Raw genomic sequence first — 14,168 nt, 5'->3', positions numbered from 1 at the left:
GTGGGGGAGTGTGACCGCCCGGTGCGGAAAACTTTTCCGTCGCTCTCGTGGGGCCGACGGGTCGACCAAACGGGCTCCGACCTGTGTGGACGTACTCACGCGTCAACCGACGCACCTCCCGAACATTGACGGTTGACGTTGTCGATTGAGATGAGTCGGTTTGGGCTTTCGGTGGGTCGGGCACTTAGCCGTCACGACAGGAAGCACACGCCTCGTGTGTCAGACATTCTTTGAAGGAGGGCGACCGTGGAGTTCACCGTGTGGGGCATCATCACTGCGATCGTTGTTGGTCTCATCGTCGGCGCGCTCGGCCGTCTGGTCGTCCCGGGCCGGCAGAACATGCCGATCTGGCTGCACATGCTGATCGGTATCGGCGCGGCCCTGCTGGGCACCGTCCTGGCGCGGGCCATCGGCATCGCGACCGAGACGAGCGGTATCGACTGGGGCGAGCTGCTGGTGCAGGTCGTGGTGGCCGCGATCGCTGTCGCGCTGGTGGCCGGTGTGGGTGGCCGCCGCCGCGTGACCCGGTAACACCACAGCACCAACTCGTACCACCGCGACACCCCCGATGGGCGCCCGGCCGACAGGCCGGGCGCCCATCGGCGTTCTGCCCGTCGCGAGGGCCGTCGCCGGTCCTGCTCGACGTCTCCGGCGGGCTGGATCGCGCTGATCGACTCGGCCCGTGCCTGCGACCGACGGGTTTGCCTGCGGTGGAACGTGCTCTTGTCGGCCAAGTCGTGATCGTTTGGTGAGTGAAGTCGGTTTGGATTTTCGGTGGGTAGGGCAATTAACGGTCACGACAGGAAGCACACACATCGTGTGTCAGACATTCTTTGAAGGAGGGTGGCCGTGGAGCTCACCGTGTGGGGCATCATCACTGCGATCGTTGTTGGTCTCATCGTCGGCGCGCTCGGCCGCCTGGTCGTCCCGGGCCGGCAGAACATGCCGATCTGGCTGCACCTGCTGATCGGTGTCGGCGCCGCGCTGCTGGGCACCGTCCTGGCGCGGGCCATCGGCATCGCGACCGAGACGAGCGGTATCGACTGGGCCGAGCTGCTGGTGCAGGTCGTGGTGGCCGCGATCGCTGTCGCGCTGGTGGCCGGTGTTGGTCGCCGCCGCAGCGTCACCCGATAACGACCCGGCATCATCTGGCGACACAGCACCACGGCTGGAACAGCACTACTGGAAAGGGCGCCCGGCCGAGAGCCGGGCGCTCTTTCGTGCTGAAAGGCCCGGCTTTGGCCGGATGTTGGAGTGCCGGTCGTCGGGCCGCTGCGGTACGGTCGCCACGCTTCGGCCAGTTCCGCCCACTGTCGTAAAGGAATTCTCCGTACTAGGGTGCGGCGGAGAAGGTTAGTTCCAGGCGGCGCGAGGGGAGAAGTGGCGTGAACAGGTGGAAGCGGCTGGCCCCGGTCACCGCCATGGTGGCCTCGGCCGCGATGGTGCTGACCGGCTGTGGAGGCTCCAGCGACGACGCGGCTGACGACAGCAAGCTCACGGTCTGGATGATGGGCGAGGGCGGCGACGCGCAGAACTCCTTCCTCGACGGGGTCGAGGCCGAGTTCCGCCAGAAGCACCCCGACACCGACGTGGTCGTGCAGTACATCCCCTGGCTGGAGGCGCCCAAGAAGTTCCAGGCGGCGCTCGCCGGCGGTGAGGGGCCGGACATCACCGAGCTGGGCAACACCGAGACTCAGGGCTGGGCCGCCCAGGAGGCGCTCGCCGACGTGAGTGGCCGGATGGGCGGCTGGGCCGACGGCAAGGATCTGTTGCCCGACCTGGTGCGCAACGCTCAACTCGACGGCAAGCAGTACGGCGTGCCCTGGTACGCCGGTGTGCGCGCCATCTACTACCGCACCGACTGGTTCGCCGAGGCCGGCGTGCAGCCCCCGAAGACCTGGGACGACCTGGTCACCGTGGCCAAGGCCGTGCAGGCGAAGAAGAAGGGCACCTACGGCATCGCCCTGCCCGGCAACTCCGAGCTGCCCTTCTACTCCTTCCTCTGGGGCGCCGGCGGCGAGATCGCCAGCAACCAGGGCGGCACCTGGAAGTCCGGCTACACCACGCCCGAGGCGCAGCGGGCCGTCAAGTTCTGGACCGACCTGGTGACCGTGCACAAGGTCGCCCCGCCGGCCGCGGCGGGTTGGAACGAGATCGACGCGCGTACCCAGTTCGCCACCGGCAAGGCCGCGATGGCCTTCGCCGGCAGCTGGCAGCAGGGCGCCATCAAGAAGGACAACCCCGAGATCGAGAAGGTCTGGGGTACGTTCCCGATCCCCGGCCCGGACGGCAAGGCGGCGCCCGGGTTCGCGGGCGGCTCGGACGTGGCGATCTGGAAGGACAGTGAGCGGCAGGACCTGGCCTGGGACTACCTGACCGTGCTGCTCAACAAGAAGAACGCACAGAGCTTCGCCAGCAGCCTCGGCTTCTTCCCGGTCTACCAGGACCTGGTCTCCGGTGGCGCGTACGCGAACGACAAGGTGATGGCGTCGTTCGCCACCACCATGCAGAACACCAAGCTCACGCCGCTCACCCCGAAGTGGGTGGAGGTCAGCCGGACGAAGACGGTGACCCAGGCGATGAACAGCTCGGTCATGAAGGGTCAGAAGACGGTCGAGAAGGCTACCGCCGACGCGGCCGGTGAGATGGAAGGCATTTTGAACAGCAAGTGAGCTCACAGACAAAAAGCCCGGAGACGGCCGCCGCGCGGGAGACCCCCGCGCGGCGGCGTCGCCGGGTGGACCGCCTGCCCTACCTGCTGCTCCTGCCCGCCCTGCTGATCATCGGGGTGCTGCTGCTCTGGCCGCTCGGCCAGGTGGTGGTGATGTCCTTCTACCGGCTGAACAGCGTCCGGCAACTGCGCGGCGATCGGGACTGGCCGTGGGTGGGGTTCGGCAACTACGTCGACATCCTCTCCGACCCGTTCTTCCTGACCGTGCTGCGCAACACGGTTCTTTTCGCCGCGGCCAACGTGCTGCTCACCATGGTGCTCGGCACCCTGGTGGGGTTGCTGCTCAATCGGCTCGGTCGCAAGATGGCGACGTTCGTGGCCAGCTGCGTGATGCTCGCCTGGGCCACGCCCGCGCTGACCGGCACCATCGTCTGGAAATGGATCTTCGACGACACGAGCGGCCTGGTCACGTGGCTGTTCAACGCGTTGCCGGACGGGCTCTCGAACGGCCTGTTCGGGCGCAGCGACTGGACCGGCTACGGCTGGTTCAACTCGCCGCTGCTCTTCTTCTCCATCCTCACCCTGGTGGTGGTCTGGCACTCGTTCCCGTTCATCGCGGTGAGTGTGCTGGCCGGTCTCAAGAGCGTGCCGAGTGAGCTGCACGAGGCGGCCCGGGTGGACGGCGCCAGCCCGTGGCGGGTCTTCTGGAAGATCACCTTCCCGTTGCTGCGCCCGGTCTTCGGGATCCTGATCGTGCTCTCCACGATCTGGGACTTCAAGGTCTTCACCCAGCAGTTCGTGCTGGCCGGCGGCACCCAGGACCGGCCGACGTTCATGCTCGCCATCTACTCGTACGCCGAGGCATTCTCCCCACCGCCCAAGTACGGGCTCGGCGCGGCGATCGCGGTGATCCTCACGCTGATCCTGCTGGCGGTCACCGGCTTCTACGTACGGATGGTGCTCAGGCAGGAGGACGAGTCGTGAAGAAAATCGCCCTCAACGGCGCCGGGCTGCTGGTCGCGCTCTTCGCGGCGTTCCCGGTCTACTGGATGATCTCCACCTCGCTGAAGCCGAGCAACGAGATCTTCTCGGCAACCCCGCAGCCGGTGCCGACCCACCCGACGTTGGCGCACTACCGGGAGATCCTGATCGGCAACCTGATCCCCGGCGTCAGCTTCCTCGACTTCTTCCTCAACAGCGCGCTGGTAGCCGTCTCCACCGTGGTGCTCAGCGGTCTGGTGGCGTTGCTCGCCGCGACCGCGGTGGCCCGGTTCCGCTTCAAGCTGCGGACCAGCTTCCTGATCATGCTGCTGGTGGTGCAGATGATCCCGCTGGAGGCGTTGGTCATCCCGCTGTTCCTGATGATCCAACGGCTCGGGCTCTACAACACCCTGCCCAGCCTGATCCTCACGTACCTCGGTTTCTCGCTGCCGTTCGCGGTCTGGATGCTGCGTGGCTTCGTCGCCGCGGTGCCCAAGGAGTTGGAGGAGGCGGCGGCGATCGACGGGGCCAGCCGGGCCCAGATCTTCCGCCGGGTGCTCTTCCCGCTGGTCGCGCCCGGCCTGGTGGCAACCAGCATCTTCTCCTTCATCACCGCGTGGAACGAGCTGATCTTCGCGTTGACGTTCATCAACGACCAGGGCAGCTACACGCTGCCGGTGGCGATGACCTTCTTCTTCGGTCGGGACGACACCAACTGGGGGCCGGTGATGGCCGCGTCCACCCTGTTCACCCTGCCGGTCATCATCTTCTTCCTGCTGGTGCAGCGTCGGATGGTCTCCGGCCTGGTGGCCGGCGCCGTCAAGGGCTGACCCCGCGCCGCGAGGGCCGACGCCGGTGTTGACCGCCGTTAGGCTGGCGGTCATGACGGGCAGGGTGGCAGCGGTGAACCTCGGCATCGTGACCGAGGCTGGTTGGGCCGGCGACGCGAGCGGTCGCAGCGGCATCGACAAGCGGCCGGTCGACGGCCCGGTGTCGCTGCTCACCGGCGGCGTGGCGGGCGACTTCATCGGCGAGCGGGCCCATCACGGTGGCCCCGACCAGGCGGTCTACGCCTACGCGGAGGAGGACGCCGCCTGGTGGGTGGCCGAACTGGGCCGCGCCATACCGCCCGGCGGCTTCGGCGAGAACCTGACCACCTACGCGGTCGACGTGACGGGTGCGGTGATCGGCGAGCAGTGGCAGGTCGGCTCCGCCCTGCTCCAGGTCACCAAGCCGCGCACCCCCTGCACGACCTTCGCCGGGTTCTGGGGCGTACCGGATCTGATCAAGCGGTTCACCGTCCGGGCGTCGCCCGGGGCCTATCTACGGGTGCTGCGCGAGGGGGAGGTCGGCGCGGGCGACCCGGTCGAGGTGGTGGACCGGCCGGCGCACGGTGTCACCATCGGCGAGGTGTTCCGGGCGAACAGCCTGGAGCCGGAGTTGCTGCCTCGGCTGCTGGACGCCGAGGATCTGCCGGCGCCGATCCGGGAGAAGGCTCGCCGACGCCTCGCCGCCCGGGGCTGATCGGCCCCGGCGGCATCCCCCACGGCGCCACGGCGCCACGGCGCCGCGACGCCGCGACGCCGCGACGCCGCGACGCCGCGACGCCGCGACGCCGCGACGAGCATCGACGCGCTCGGCGGATTCGACCTGGAAGAACCCCCGATGACGGGCTCAGCGCCGGACTTGCCCGTATTGTCCCCACGGAGGGCGTGCGGCGGGGACCGGGTGGAGCGCGATGTCGATGACGACGGACGGCGGTGTCGCGGCGGCGTCATCCCCCGATCCGGGCCTGGAGCGTCCGGCGTTCCTGGAACTCTTCTTCGACCTCGTCTACGTCTTCGCGCTGGTCACCTTGGCGACCGTGCTGGCCGACGACCTGACCTGGACGGGCGTCGCCGAGACGCTGGTGCTGCTGCTCGGGTTCACGATGATCTGGGCGCTGACCGTGTGGACGGCGGACAGCGTCGACCTGACCCGTCCGGCCGGGCAGGGGCAGTTCATCTGGGTGGCGGCGGCCAGCCTGCTGTTGGCCGCGCTCGCGGCCGACGCGTACGGCGATCACCGGCTGCTCTTCGCCACCACGTACGTGGTCATCCACCTCAGTACCGCGGCCTACTACCTCCTTGTGGTCTCGCTCAGGAGGCCGCCGCGTCGCAGCATCCGGATCCTGATCTGGGAGGCCGTCGCGGGCATCGGCTGGATCGGTGGGGCGCTCGTCGGCGGTTCGGGGCAGCTGGCGATCTGGGTGCTCGCTGTCGTCGTCGAGTATGGCGCGGCGGCGCTGGGCTGGCCGGTGCCTGGGATCGGCCGCTCACGACCGCGCGACTGGCGGCTGGTCGGCGCGCGGGTGGCCGAGCGTTACCGGCAGTTCGTCATCGTCGCGCTCGGTGTCGCGATCTTCGTGACCGGTACGACCTTCAGCATGAGCGAGTACACGCTGGAGCGATCCTGGGCGCTACTGGTGGTGTTCACCACCATCGTGTTGATGTGGCGGATCTACATCTACCGTGCCGGTGAGCTGCTGACCGACGCGATCGGCCGGTCGTCCAACCCGGCGCTGCTCACCCAGTCCGCCGCGGTCACCCATCTGATCATGGTGGCCGGAATTGTCGGTGCGGCGGTCACCAGCCGGCTCGTGGTGAGTCGCCCGTTGGGCGAGACCCCGCCCTCTTGGGCCGCGGTGATCCTCGGCGGACCCGCGTTGTACCTGGTCGGCCGGGGCGTCCTCGACTTCACCGTGTTCGGGCGAATCTCGCGGTCCCGGTTGGCCGGGCTGGTGCTGCTGGCGGGCATGGCACCGACCACGCCCCTGCTGCCGCCGGTGCTGGTCGCTCTGCTCGCCATGACGGTGCTGCTCCTGATCGCCGTGGCGAACCTGGTGAGCACCCGGCGACACGCGCGTACGCCGGCGCCGCCGATGCTGCGCTGACCTCGCACGGCGGTCGCGGACTGCCCTTCATCACGATGGCGCGGCGGCCCCGACCGGGCGTCGGCGCGCGGCCAGCCCTTCGCCGACCAGGGTGATCAGCAGGACCAGGTTCGCCAGCATCAGGGCGGCCAGGGGCGGAAGCATGAGTGTGGCGGGCGCTGTCAGGGCGCACAACACCACGATCGCCAGCACCCGGGACCAGAGGGTCCGCCCGGTCACCACGGCATCGAACAGGACGCTGCCGAGCAGGAACAGGACCGGTCCACCGAGGGTGGCGACGATCAGCTCGACCGGGGCGCGGCCGAACGGCCGGTCGATGACCAGCGAGGTGCTGGTCGAGACCAGCACCACCCCGGCCACCATGACCAGATGGCTGTACGAGGTGGAGGTGCCGGAGCGGACCCGTTCCACGGTTGCGACGCTCGGTGGTGCCAGGATCCGCTGGACCCGCTGGAAGTAGAGCTGGAACAGCAGGACCGCGCTGACGAACGCGACAGCGCCGGTGGCCACCGCGCCGGCCGTGAATCCGCTGCCGGCCAGCCCTGTGCCGGTGCTCAGGATCAACTCGCCGAGCGCGACGATGAAGATCGCCCGATGCCGCTCGGAGAGATGCACCCCGGTGAAGATCTGGCTGGCAAGCTCGGTACGCCCCAGCCTCGGCGTCGGCCAACCGATCCGGGCCGAGCCGAGGTCGACCGCCACCGCGAGAGACCAGAGCACCAGTCGGGCCGTCCCGTCCACGAACACCCCGGCCACCCAGGGCGTCACGGTGACGCCGAACCAGAAGAACACCCGGATGCTCCTGGCCTGGATCGGCTGGTTCACCCGGGTGCCGGGGATCAGGACGGCGTCGCGGACCAGGTGGATGCCGAAGTAGGCCGCGACGAAGAGCCACCCGTACCGACCGAAGGCGTACGGCGTCGCGATCGCCATCAGCAGGGTGCCGAGCATGACCAGCAGGGCGGTCGCCTGGATGATCGGCAGTCGGGGATTGAACAGGTCGGTGAGCCACGCGGTCAGCACCCAGACCCACCAGGCGGCCAGCAGCAGGACGGCGGTCTGCGCCGCACCCCGGACGGTGAGGTTCTCGGCCAGGCTGGCAGCGAGCCGGGAGAACATGAAGATGTAGACGAGATCGAAGAAGAGTTCCAGGAAGGTCGGGTGTTCCGGCTCGCCGCGGCGGCGGAGGATCCGGGGGAGCGGAGCGGATGTCACTGCGCTGCCTCCTGTGCCACCCCACGCCCTGCCCGACCTGCGCACCCGCCACGCTACCGACAGTGCGGTCTCCGGTGGCCGGAACCGGCTCGGCCCGAACGGTCGGGGCCGCGGACGTGAAACGGCCCCCCGCCAACGCTGAGCGTCGGCAGGGGGCCGTCCTACGAGCAGTGGATCAGCGGAGCCAGGGGATGTTGCGGTCGAGCAGACCGCGCTCCTTGAGCTCCTTGCGCAGCGGGATCTCGTCGTCGACGTACCCGTCCCAGTTGATGCCCCAGTAGTTGGCGGTGTGGGTGCCCTCGCCGATCAGCTGGCGCTGAACGGGGGTGCGGTTGCGGTACCACTCGCCGTTCACGTCGGGGTGCAGCTCGTCCAGCGGACGGATCCACCGGTAGGTGTAGCCGACGAAGAGCATCTTGCGGGTGATGGTCGACAGGTTCGTCGACCGCGAGTGCCACTGCCGGCGGTCGAAGATGAAGGCGTCGCCCGGGTTGGCGGTGATCTCCACCGTGCCCTCCGGGTCGGGGTTCTGCACTGTGAGGTCCGCCGGCCGGGGCAGCGAGTTCTTCAGGTGGCTGCCCGGGATGACCTTGGTGGCGCCGCGGCCGGTCTCGGAGAGGTCCGACAGCACGTACGCGACCTTCAGCGAGAACATCGGCCGAGGCAGGTTCGGGTCCATCGTCTCCGGGTCGGAGTTCTGCCGGTACCCGTCCTGGTGCCAACCCCAGTACGGCTTCTCCGGCTCGGCGGCCGGCGGGGTGACGTCCAGGTGGTTGTGGTGGGTGTAGATGTTCCAGCCGGCCAGCCCCCACATGTACGGGAAGGCGATCGGGTGGGTCAGCAGCTCACCGAAGAGCTCGTCGCGCTCCAGGAAGCCCAGCAGGTGCAGGGTGCCGTCCTTCTTGGTGGTGCCCTTGGCCTGCTCCTCCGCGTAGACGCGGTCGACCGCCGCCTCCAGCGCCGCCCGGTGGTCCTCCGTCAGGACGTTGCGCAGCAGGAGGAAACCCTGCTCGTGGAACTCCTTGCGGTCAATGTCGCTGATCGGTTCGTAACCGGTCCGGTCGCCGTAATCGAACACCGCGTCGTACCCCTCCCCATGAGGTGAAACCTTTTCTGGCACAGGCCGCCGATCGTAACGCGGCGGCCCAGGCATCGGGGAGGGTGTGGTGCGGGATTGGGCCACGGCGGGACCCCACGCAGCGAGAGAAACGCACAGAGTGAGATCGGAGTGATCAATAGTGCGATTCGGTGGGCATTGCCCGATTGTGCGGTGACTGCCGGTTAAGAGATCCGGGTCGGTCAACCCTCGTTGAACACCTCGGCGACCACCTGGCCGGCGGGGTTCTGCCGGCCGTCCACCCGGCCCCACGAGCCGTCGCGGGCCGTCCACTCCAGGTCGCCGAAGCGGACCCGCTTCACACCGTGGTCCTGGGCGTGCGAGACCAACCAGTGCGCGTACCGCCAGCCGTCACGCTGGTCGCCCGGAGTCACCGCCAGCCCGGTCGGGTCGGTCGGGTCGGTGCCCTTGAGCCCCCAGTCGAGCACCAGGTTGCGGGTCAGTTGCGCGGCCGCCGCCGCGCCGTGCATCGCCGGGGTGCGTCCCACCGAGCAGGCGACCGCGCCGCTGGCGTCGCCGAGCAGGGCCCGGCTGAGCACCTCGGAGTCGTCTGCCCACTTCTGGTACGCCTCGGGGAACGCCGAGCGCTGCACCCGCTGGGCGGCGTCGGTGACCCGCATCTCCTCCCAGCCGCGCACCTTCTTGAGGGCCGCGTAGAACCGGTTGGCCGCGTAACGCGGGTCGCGGATCTGCGCCGGAGTGCCCCAGCCCTGGCTTGGCCGCTGCTGGAACAGGCCGATCGAGTCGCGGTCGCCGTTGGCGAGGTTGCGCAGCCCGGACTCCTGGTACGCGGTGGCGAGCGCGACCACGACGGCCCGCTCGGGCATTCCACGCTTCGCGCCGATCGCGGCGATGGTCGCCGCGTTGGCCATCTGGTCGGCGTCCAGGGCGACCCGTCCGTCGGCCTGCACTGTGCACTTCCGCGTCACCAGCGGCAACGTGAGGTTGTCGCCGACCTGCCGTACGACGAGCCAGATCGCGATCACGGCGACGAGGATGAGCACCACTCCACCCGCCACGGTTGCCCGAGTTCGCACCCACACCCCCAGATCGACAGTTCGCCAAGCGTACGTCCCCGCAGGCCCTTCCCGGGTCGTCCGAGTGGTTCGGGCCCAACCTGGCCGACTCCGACCGGTTCGGGGTCGGCTCCGCTGTCGCGTACCGGTTGGCGACGTTCCCGCTCCGGTGGCGATCTCACCTGCCAGTCGTTCTGTCGCCCTTCCCGGTGCGGGCTGTCGTGACGGGGGCGCCGCCGAACGACGGTGGCACCCCGATCATCAGTCGTCGAGAGCGGGCACCCAGCGCGCCGGTCGCTTCTCGCGGAACGCGGTGACCCCCTCGCGCCCCTCGTCGGAGAGGAAGAAACCGGTCGAGACGGCGGAGAGTCGGGCCAGGTCGGCGCGCAGCTCGGCGGTACCCGGTCGGCGCAGCAGCTCCTTGGCGCCGGCCAGCGCCCCGGGCGCGCCGCGCACCAGCGAGTCGCAGTAGCCCCGTACCGCGCCGTCCAACCCGTCCGCCGGGACCGAGGCCGTCACCAGGCCGATCTCGGCGGCCCGGCGACCGTCGAAGGTGTCGCCGGTCAGGTACAGCTCGGCGGCGGCGCGGGGGTGCAGCCGGGGCAGCACTGTCGCCGAGATGACCGCCGGGATCACCCCGATGCGTACCTCGGTGAACGCGAACGTCGCCTCGTCGGCGCAGACCGCCAGGTCGGCGGCGGCGATCAGGCCCAGCCCACCGGCCCGCGCCGGCCCGCCGACCCGAGCCAGCACCGGCTTCGGGCACTCCCACAGCGCCGCGAGCACGTCACCCAGCATTCCGGCCGGCACAGTCCCGCTGGCGTACGCCGCGGCGGTCTCCTTCAGGTCCGCGCCGGAGCAGAAGACCGGGCCGGTGTGGTCGAGCACGATCACGCGGACCGCCTCGTCGGCGACCGCGTCCGCCAGCCCGGCCAGCAGTTGGGTCATCAGGCCGGTGGAGAGCGCGTTGCGGTTGTGCGGGCTGTCCAGGGTGAGGGTGGTCACCCCACGGGCCGTGGCGACCCGCACGAGGACGTCGGGAGAGGTCATGCCGGGCACACTAGTGGCCATGCCCGGCGTCCTTCCAGATGGTGAGACCGTCCCCGTCGACGGATCGTTGCCCGCCACCGCCACCGCGGCGGTCGGCGCGCGCGGCTTCGGCGTGTACGTGCACGTGCCGTTCTGCGCCAGTCGCTGCGGATACTGCGACTTCAACACCTACACCGCCGCCGAACTGGGCGGCGGTGCCAGCCGCGAGGGGTACGCGGACACGGTGCTGGCCGAGCTGAGGCTCGCCGCCCGGGTGCTCGGCGACACCCCGCCGCCCCGGGTCGACACCGTCTTCGTCGGTGGCGGCACGCCCACCCTGCTCCCCGCCGACGACCTGGCCCGCATCCTCGACGGCATCGACCGCACCTGGGGGCTGGCCGCCGACGCCGAGGTGACCACCGAGGCCAACCCCGAGTCGGTCACGCCGGAATCGTTGAAGCTGCTGCGGGCCGCCGGCTACACCCGGATCTCGCTGGGCATGCAGTCCGCCTCCCCGGGGGTGCTGGCGATCCTGGACCGCAAACACAGCGCCGGCCGGGCCACCGCCGCCGCCCTGGAGGCGCGCGACGCCGGGTTCGAGCACGTCAACCTGGACCTGATCTACGGCACCCCGGGGGAGCGGGCCGAGGACTTCGCCGCCTCGCTGGAGCAGGTCGTCGCCGCCGGGGTGGACCACGTCAGCGCCTACGCCCTGATCGTCGAGGACGGCACCCGGCTCGCCGCCCGGATGCGACGCGGCGAGCTGGCGTACCCCAGTGACGACGTGGCCGCGGACCGCTACCTGGCCGCGGAGGCCGCGCTCGACGCGGCCGGTCTCTCCTGGTACGAGGTCTCCAACTGGGCCCGCACCGAGGAGGCCCGCTGCCGGCACAACCTGCTCTACTGGACCGGCGCGGACTGGTGGGGGCTGGGGCCGGGGGCGCACAGCCACGTGGGTGGGGTGCGCTGGTGGAACGTGAAACACCCCTCGGCGTACGCCCAGCGGTTGGCCGCCGGCGCGTCTCCCGGCCTGGCCCGGGAGGTGCTGACTGTCGACGAGGCGCACATGGAGGACGTGATGCTCCGGCTGCGGCTGGCCAGCGGCCTCCCGTTGGCGGTGCTCGATGCCACCGGCCGGGCCGGCGCCGAGCGGGCGCTGGCCGGCGGTCTACTGGCCGCCGACGAGTACGCCGCCGGCCGGGCGGTGCTCACACTGCGCGGGCGGCTGCTCGCCGACGCGGTCGTCCGCGATCTGCTGCCCTGAGTGGCCCACCGCCCCCGGGGCCGGGACAGCGGCGAACCGGTCCGGCCGGGGGAGCGGCCGGCCCGGTTCACTTGATGAAGTTGGCAGTCATCGGGTAGCGGTACGGGGTGCCCTCGTTGGCCTTGATGCCGGCGATGATCCCGAACAGGATCTGGATCACCACGACGGCGATGCTGGGCAGGAAGAGCAGGCACCAGCTCACGAAGAGCAGCACGAACGCGATGATCGACCAGAGGATCTGGAAGTTCAGGGCGGCGAGGGCGTGCGCCCGGACGGTCGGCGACTGCTGGCCGCGGGCCAGGTAGGCGATCAGCGGGGCGACGAAGCCCAGCGGACCGAAGCTGACCAGCGCGCCGAGAGCGCCGCCGAAGTGCGCGACCAACGCCCAGGTCTTGTCCTCGTTGTTGGCGTAGCCGCCGCCGGGGCCGCCGTAGGCCCCACCGGCCGGATAGCCGCCGGGCGGTGGGTAGCCCCCGGGCGGGGGGTAGCCGCCTGCCGGAGGGTAGCCGCCTGACGGCGGTTGGTCACCGGTGGGCGGCGGATAGCCACCGGCCGGGGGATAGCCGGCCGGGCCGGGCGCCCCGGACAGTGGTGCGGTGGGTGGCTCGGCCGACGGGGACGGGCCTGGGGAGGTGGGCTCCGGCGGGTAGTTGCCGGGGTCGCCCGACCCGGGAGGGCGAGGAGGTTCAGTCATGGATGTCACGGTAGGTGCCAGTGGCAACGCCGCACCAGAGCGACACCGCCCGGCAGTGTGGGCCGATCGGCCCAACGCCGGTGGCGTGGGCCGCACCGACGGGTGGCCGTTGATCATCGCGTCGGGGGGCCCGCCGACGTAGACTGGCACTCGTTACAGTCGAGTGCCAGGACGGCTCGGCCGGCCCAGAGCGCCGGCGGCCGACGTGCGACAGGAGGTGCGGAGGATGGGTCTCGACGACCGGAAACTCGCAGTGCTCCGCGCCATCGTCGAAGACTACGTCTCCACCCAGGAGCCGGTCGGCAGCAAGGCGCTGGTCGAGCGGCACCAGCTCGGGGTCTCCCCGGCCACGGTCCGCAACGACATGGCCGTGCTGGAGGAGGAGGGCTACATCCGGCAGCCGCACACCAGTGCCGGCCGGGTGCCCACCGACCGCGGCTACCGCCTCTTCGTCGACCGGTTGTCCCGGGTCAAGCCGCTCAGCCCGGCCGAGCGCCGGGCCATCGAGCGATTCCTGGTCGGCGCTGTCGACCTCGACGACGTGGTGCACCGCACAGTGCGGTTGCTCGCCCAGCTGACCCGGCAGGTCGCCGTCGTGCAGTACCCGAGCCTGGCCCGCTCCTCGGTGCGTCACCTGGAGCTGGTGCCGATCTCCACCACCCGGCTGATGCTCGTCATGATCGCCGACACCGGGCGGGTGGAGCAGCGACTCGTGGAGCTGCCCGGGCCGGTGCCCGCCGCCGACGTCACCGACCTGCGCCGCCTGATCAACGAGAAGCTCGCCAACGCCCGGCTGTCCGAGACGCCACCGCTGGTGCAGGCGCTGGTCGAGGAAGCGCCGACCGGCCTGCGTCCGACAATGACCACGCTCGCCACCGTCCTGCTGGAGACGCTCGTCGAGCGGCACGAGGAGCGGATCGCGCTCGCCGGCACCGCGAACCTCACCCGGGGTGGCCTGCTCGACTTCCAGGGCTCCCTGCGGCCGATCCTCGAGGCTCTGGAGGAGGAGGTCGTGCTGCTCAAGCTCATCGGTGAGACCGAGCCGAGCACGACCCGGGTGCTGATCGGCGACGAGAACGAGTTCGACAACCTGCGCGCCGCCTCGGTGGTCAGCACCGGGTACGGCCCGGGCACCACCATCGTGGGCGGCCTGGGGGTGCTGGGGCCCACCCGGATGGACTACCCCGGCAACATCGCCACGGTACGCGCCGTGGCACGCTACGTGGGCGAGTTGCTGGCCCAGAACTGA

At 70.2% G+C, this 14,168-nt stretch carries 14 protein-coding genes; 9 read left to right on the top strand and 5 right to left on the bottom strand.

What is annotated here, in order from left to right:
• Window positions 1-246: 246 nt before the first annotated feature.
• The 7 genes from ABZ794_RS28720 to ABZ794_RS28690 all read left to right on the top strand — a co-directional run bounded on the left by ABZ794_RS28720 (window position 247) and on the right by ABZ794_RS28690 (window position 6,584).
• Window positions 247-531 carry a GlsB/YeaQ/YmgE family stress response membrane protein gene (locus ABZ794_RS28720; RefSeq protein WP_091409827.1) on the top strand — a complete coding sequence of 95 codons (285 nt, stop codon included), beginning with the start codon at window positions 247-249 and terminating at the stop codon, window positions 529-531.
• A 318-nt stretch (window positions 532-849) separates the two neighbouring features.
• On the top strand, window positions 850-1,134 hold the full coding sequence (locus ABZ794_RS28715) for a GlsB/YeaQ/YmgE family stress response membrane protein (RefSeq protein ID WP_091410004.1): 285 nt from the start codon (window positions 850-852) through the stop codon (window positions 1,132-1,134).
• Window positions 1,135-1,385: 251 nt separating this feature from the next.
• Window positions 1,386-2,672, top strand: coding sequence for a sugar ABC transporter substrate-binding protein (locus ABZ794_RS28710; protein ID WP_210786075.1), 1,287 nt, complete (start codon window positions 1,386-1,388; stop codon window positions 2,670-2,672).
• Window positions 2,669-3,655 carry a sugar ABC transporter permease gene (locus ABZ794_RS28705; RefSeq protein WP_210786076.1) on the top strand — a complete coding sequence of 329 codons (987 nt, stop codon included), beginning with the start codon at window positions 2,669-2,671 and terminating at the stop codon, window positions 3,653-3,655. The genes ABZ794_RS28710 and ABZ794_RS28705 overlap by 4 nt, the downstream gene beginning before the upstream one ends.
• A complete protein-coding gene (locus tag ABZ794_RS28700) occupies window positions 3,652-4,482 on the top strand; it encodes a carbohydrate ABC transporter permease (protein ID WP_210786077.1) in 831 nt (276 codons plus the stop codon). Before ABZ794_RS28705 ends, ABZ794_RS28700 begins: the two co-directional genes overlap by 4 nt.
• 52 nt (window positions 4,483-4,534) lie before the next feature.
• Entirely contained in the window at window positions 4,535-5,176 is a 642-nt protein-coding gene (locus ABZ794_RS28695; RefSeq protein ID WP_210786078.1) for an MOSC domain-containing protein, read from the top strand.
• A gap of 214 nt (window positions 5,177-5,390) precedes the next feature.
• The gene (locus ABZ794_RS28690) at window positions 5,391-6,584 is read left to right on the top strand and encodes a low temperature requirement protein A (protein ID WP_210786079.1); all 1,194 of its coding nucleotides are present in this window, start codon (window positions 5,391-5,393) and stop codon (window positions 6,582-6,584) included.
• 30 nt (window positions 6,585-6,614) lie between these two features.
• Here the strand turns inward: ABZ794_RS28690 and ABZ794_RS28685 are convergent, their stop codons facing one another.
• The 4 genes from ABZ794_RS28685 to ABZ794_RS28670 all read right to left on the bottom strand — a co-directional run bounded on the left by ABZ794_RS28685 (window position 6,615) and on the right by ABZ794_RS28670 (window position 10,982).
• A complete protein-coding gene (locus ABZ794_RS28685; RefSeq protein ID WP_210786080.1) occupies window positions 6,615-7,799 on the bottom strand; it encodes a low temperature requirement protein A in 1,185 nt (394 codons plus the stop codon).
• Window positions 7,800-7,974: 175 nt separating this feature from the next.
• Window positions 7,975-8,877: a phytanoyl-CoA dioxygenase family protein gene (locus ABZ794_RS28680; protein ID WP_112604298.1), complete on the bottom strand. Its 903-nt coding sequence runs from the start codon at window positions 8,875-8,877 to the stop codon at window positions 7,975-7,977.
• A gap of 221 nt (window positions 8,878-9,098) precedes the next feature.
• Window positions 9,099-9,959 (bottom strand): hypothetical protein, encoded by an 861-nt coding sequence (locus tag ABZ794_RS28675; RefSeq protein WP_238690180.1) that lies wholly within the window; start codon window positions 9,957-9,959, stop codon window positions 9,099-9,101.
• A 234-nt stretch (window positions 9,960-10,193) separates the two neighbouring features.
• On the bottom strand, window positions 10,194-10,982 hold the full coding sequence (locus ABZ794_RS28670; protein WP_210786082.1) for an enoyl-CoA hydratase-related protein: 789 nt from the start codon (window positions 10,980-10,982) through the stop codon (window positions 10,194-10,196).
• Window positions 10,983-11,001: 19 nt separating this feature from the next.
• Here ABZ794_RS28670 and hemW point away from each other — a divergent pair, with 19 nt between their 5' ends.
• Window positions 11,002-12,225 (top strand): radical SAM family heme chaperone HemW, encoded by a 1,224-nt coding sequence (hemW, locus tag ABZ794_RS28665; RefSeq protein WP_210786092.1) that lies wholly within the window; start codon window positions 11,002-11,004, stop codon window positions 12,223-12,225.
• A 67-nt stretch (window positions 12,226-12,292) separates the two neighbouring features.
• On the opposite strand, the gene ABZ794_RS28660 is transcribed toward hemW, so the two are convergent.
• The gene (locus tag ABZ794_RS28660) at window positions 12,293-12,919 is read right to left on the bottom strand and encodes a DUF4870 domain-containing protein (protein WP_112677223.1); all 627 of its coding nucleotides are present in this window, start codon (window positions 12,917-12,919) and stop codon (window positions 12,293-12,295) included.
• A gap of 226 nt (window positions 12,920-13,145) precedes the next feature.
• On the opposite strand from ABZ794_RS28660, the gene hrcA reads away from it, so the two are divergent.
• Window positions 13,146-14,168 (top strand): heat-inducible transcriptional repressor HrcA, encoded by a 1,023-nt coding sequence (hrcA, locus tag ABZ794_RS28655; RefSeq protein ID WP_203124700.1) that lies wholly within the window; start codon window positions 13,146-13,148, stop codon window positions 14,166-14,168.

Source organism: Micromonospora sp. NPDC047187 (genome assembly GCF_040643355.1).
GTDB classification, from domain to species: domain Bacteria; phylum Actinomycetota; class Actinomycetes; order Mycobacteriales; family Micromonosporaceae; genus Micromonospora; species Micromonospora salmantinae.
The sequence above is the reverse complement of the archived record's forward strand: the minus strand, read 5'-3'. Positions and strand labels throughout refer to the sequence as shown.

What these genes read in the sequence shown, in the direction of transcription:
- ABZ794_RS28695 (WP_210786078.1), top strand. Translation starts at nt 4,535, where the DNA reads ATGACGGGCAGGGTGGCAGCGGTGAACCTCGGCATCGTGACCGAGGCT.
- ABZ794_RS28690 (WP_210786079.1), top strand. Translation starts at nt 5,391, where the DNA reads ATGTCGATGACGACGGACGGCGGTGTCGCGGCGGCGTCATCCCCCGAT.
- ABZ794_RS28670 (WP_210786082.1), bottom strand. Translation starts at nt 10,982, where the DNA reads ATGACCTCTCCCGACGTCCTCGTGCGGGTCGCCACGGCCCGTGGGGTG.
- hemW (WP_210786092.1), top strand. Translation starts at nt 11,002, where the DNA reads ATGCCCGGCGTCCTTCCAGATGGTGAGACCGTCCCCGTCGACGGATCG.
- ABZ794_RS28660 (WP_112677223.1), bottom strand. Translation starts at nt 12,919, where the DNA reads ATGACTGAACCTCCTCGCCCTCCCGGGTCGGGCGACCCCGGCAACTAC.
- hrcA (WP_203124700.1), top strand. Translation starts at nt 13,146, where the DNA reads ATGGGTCTCGACGACCGGAAACTCGCAGTGCTCCGCGCCATCGTCGAA.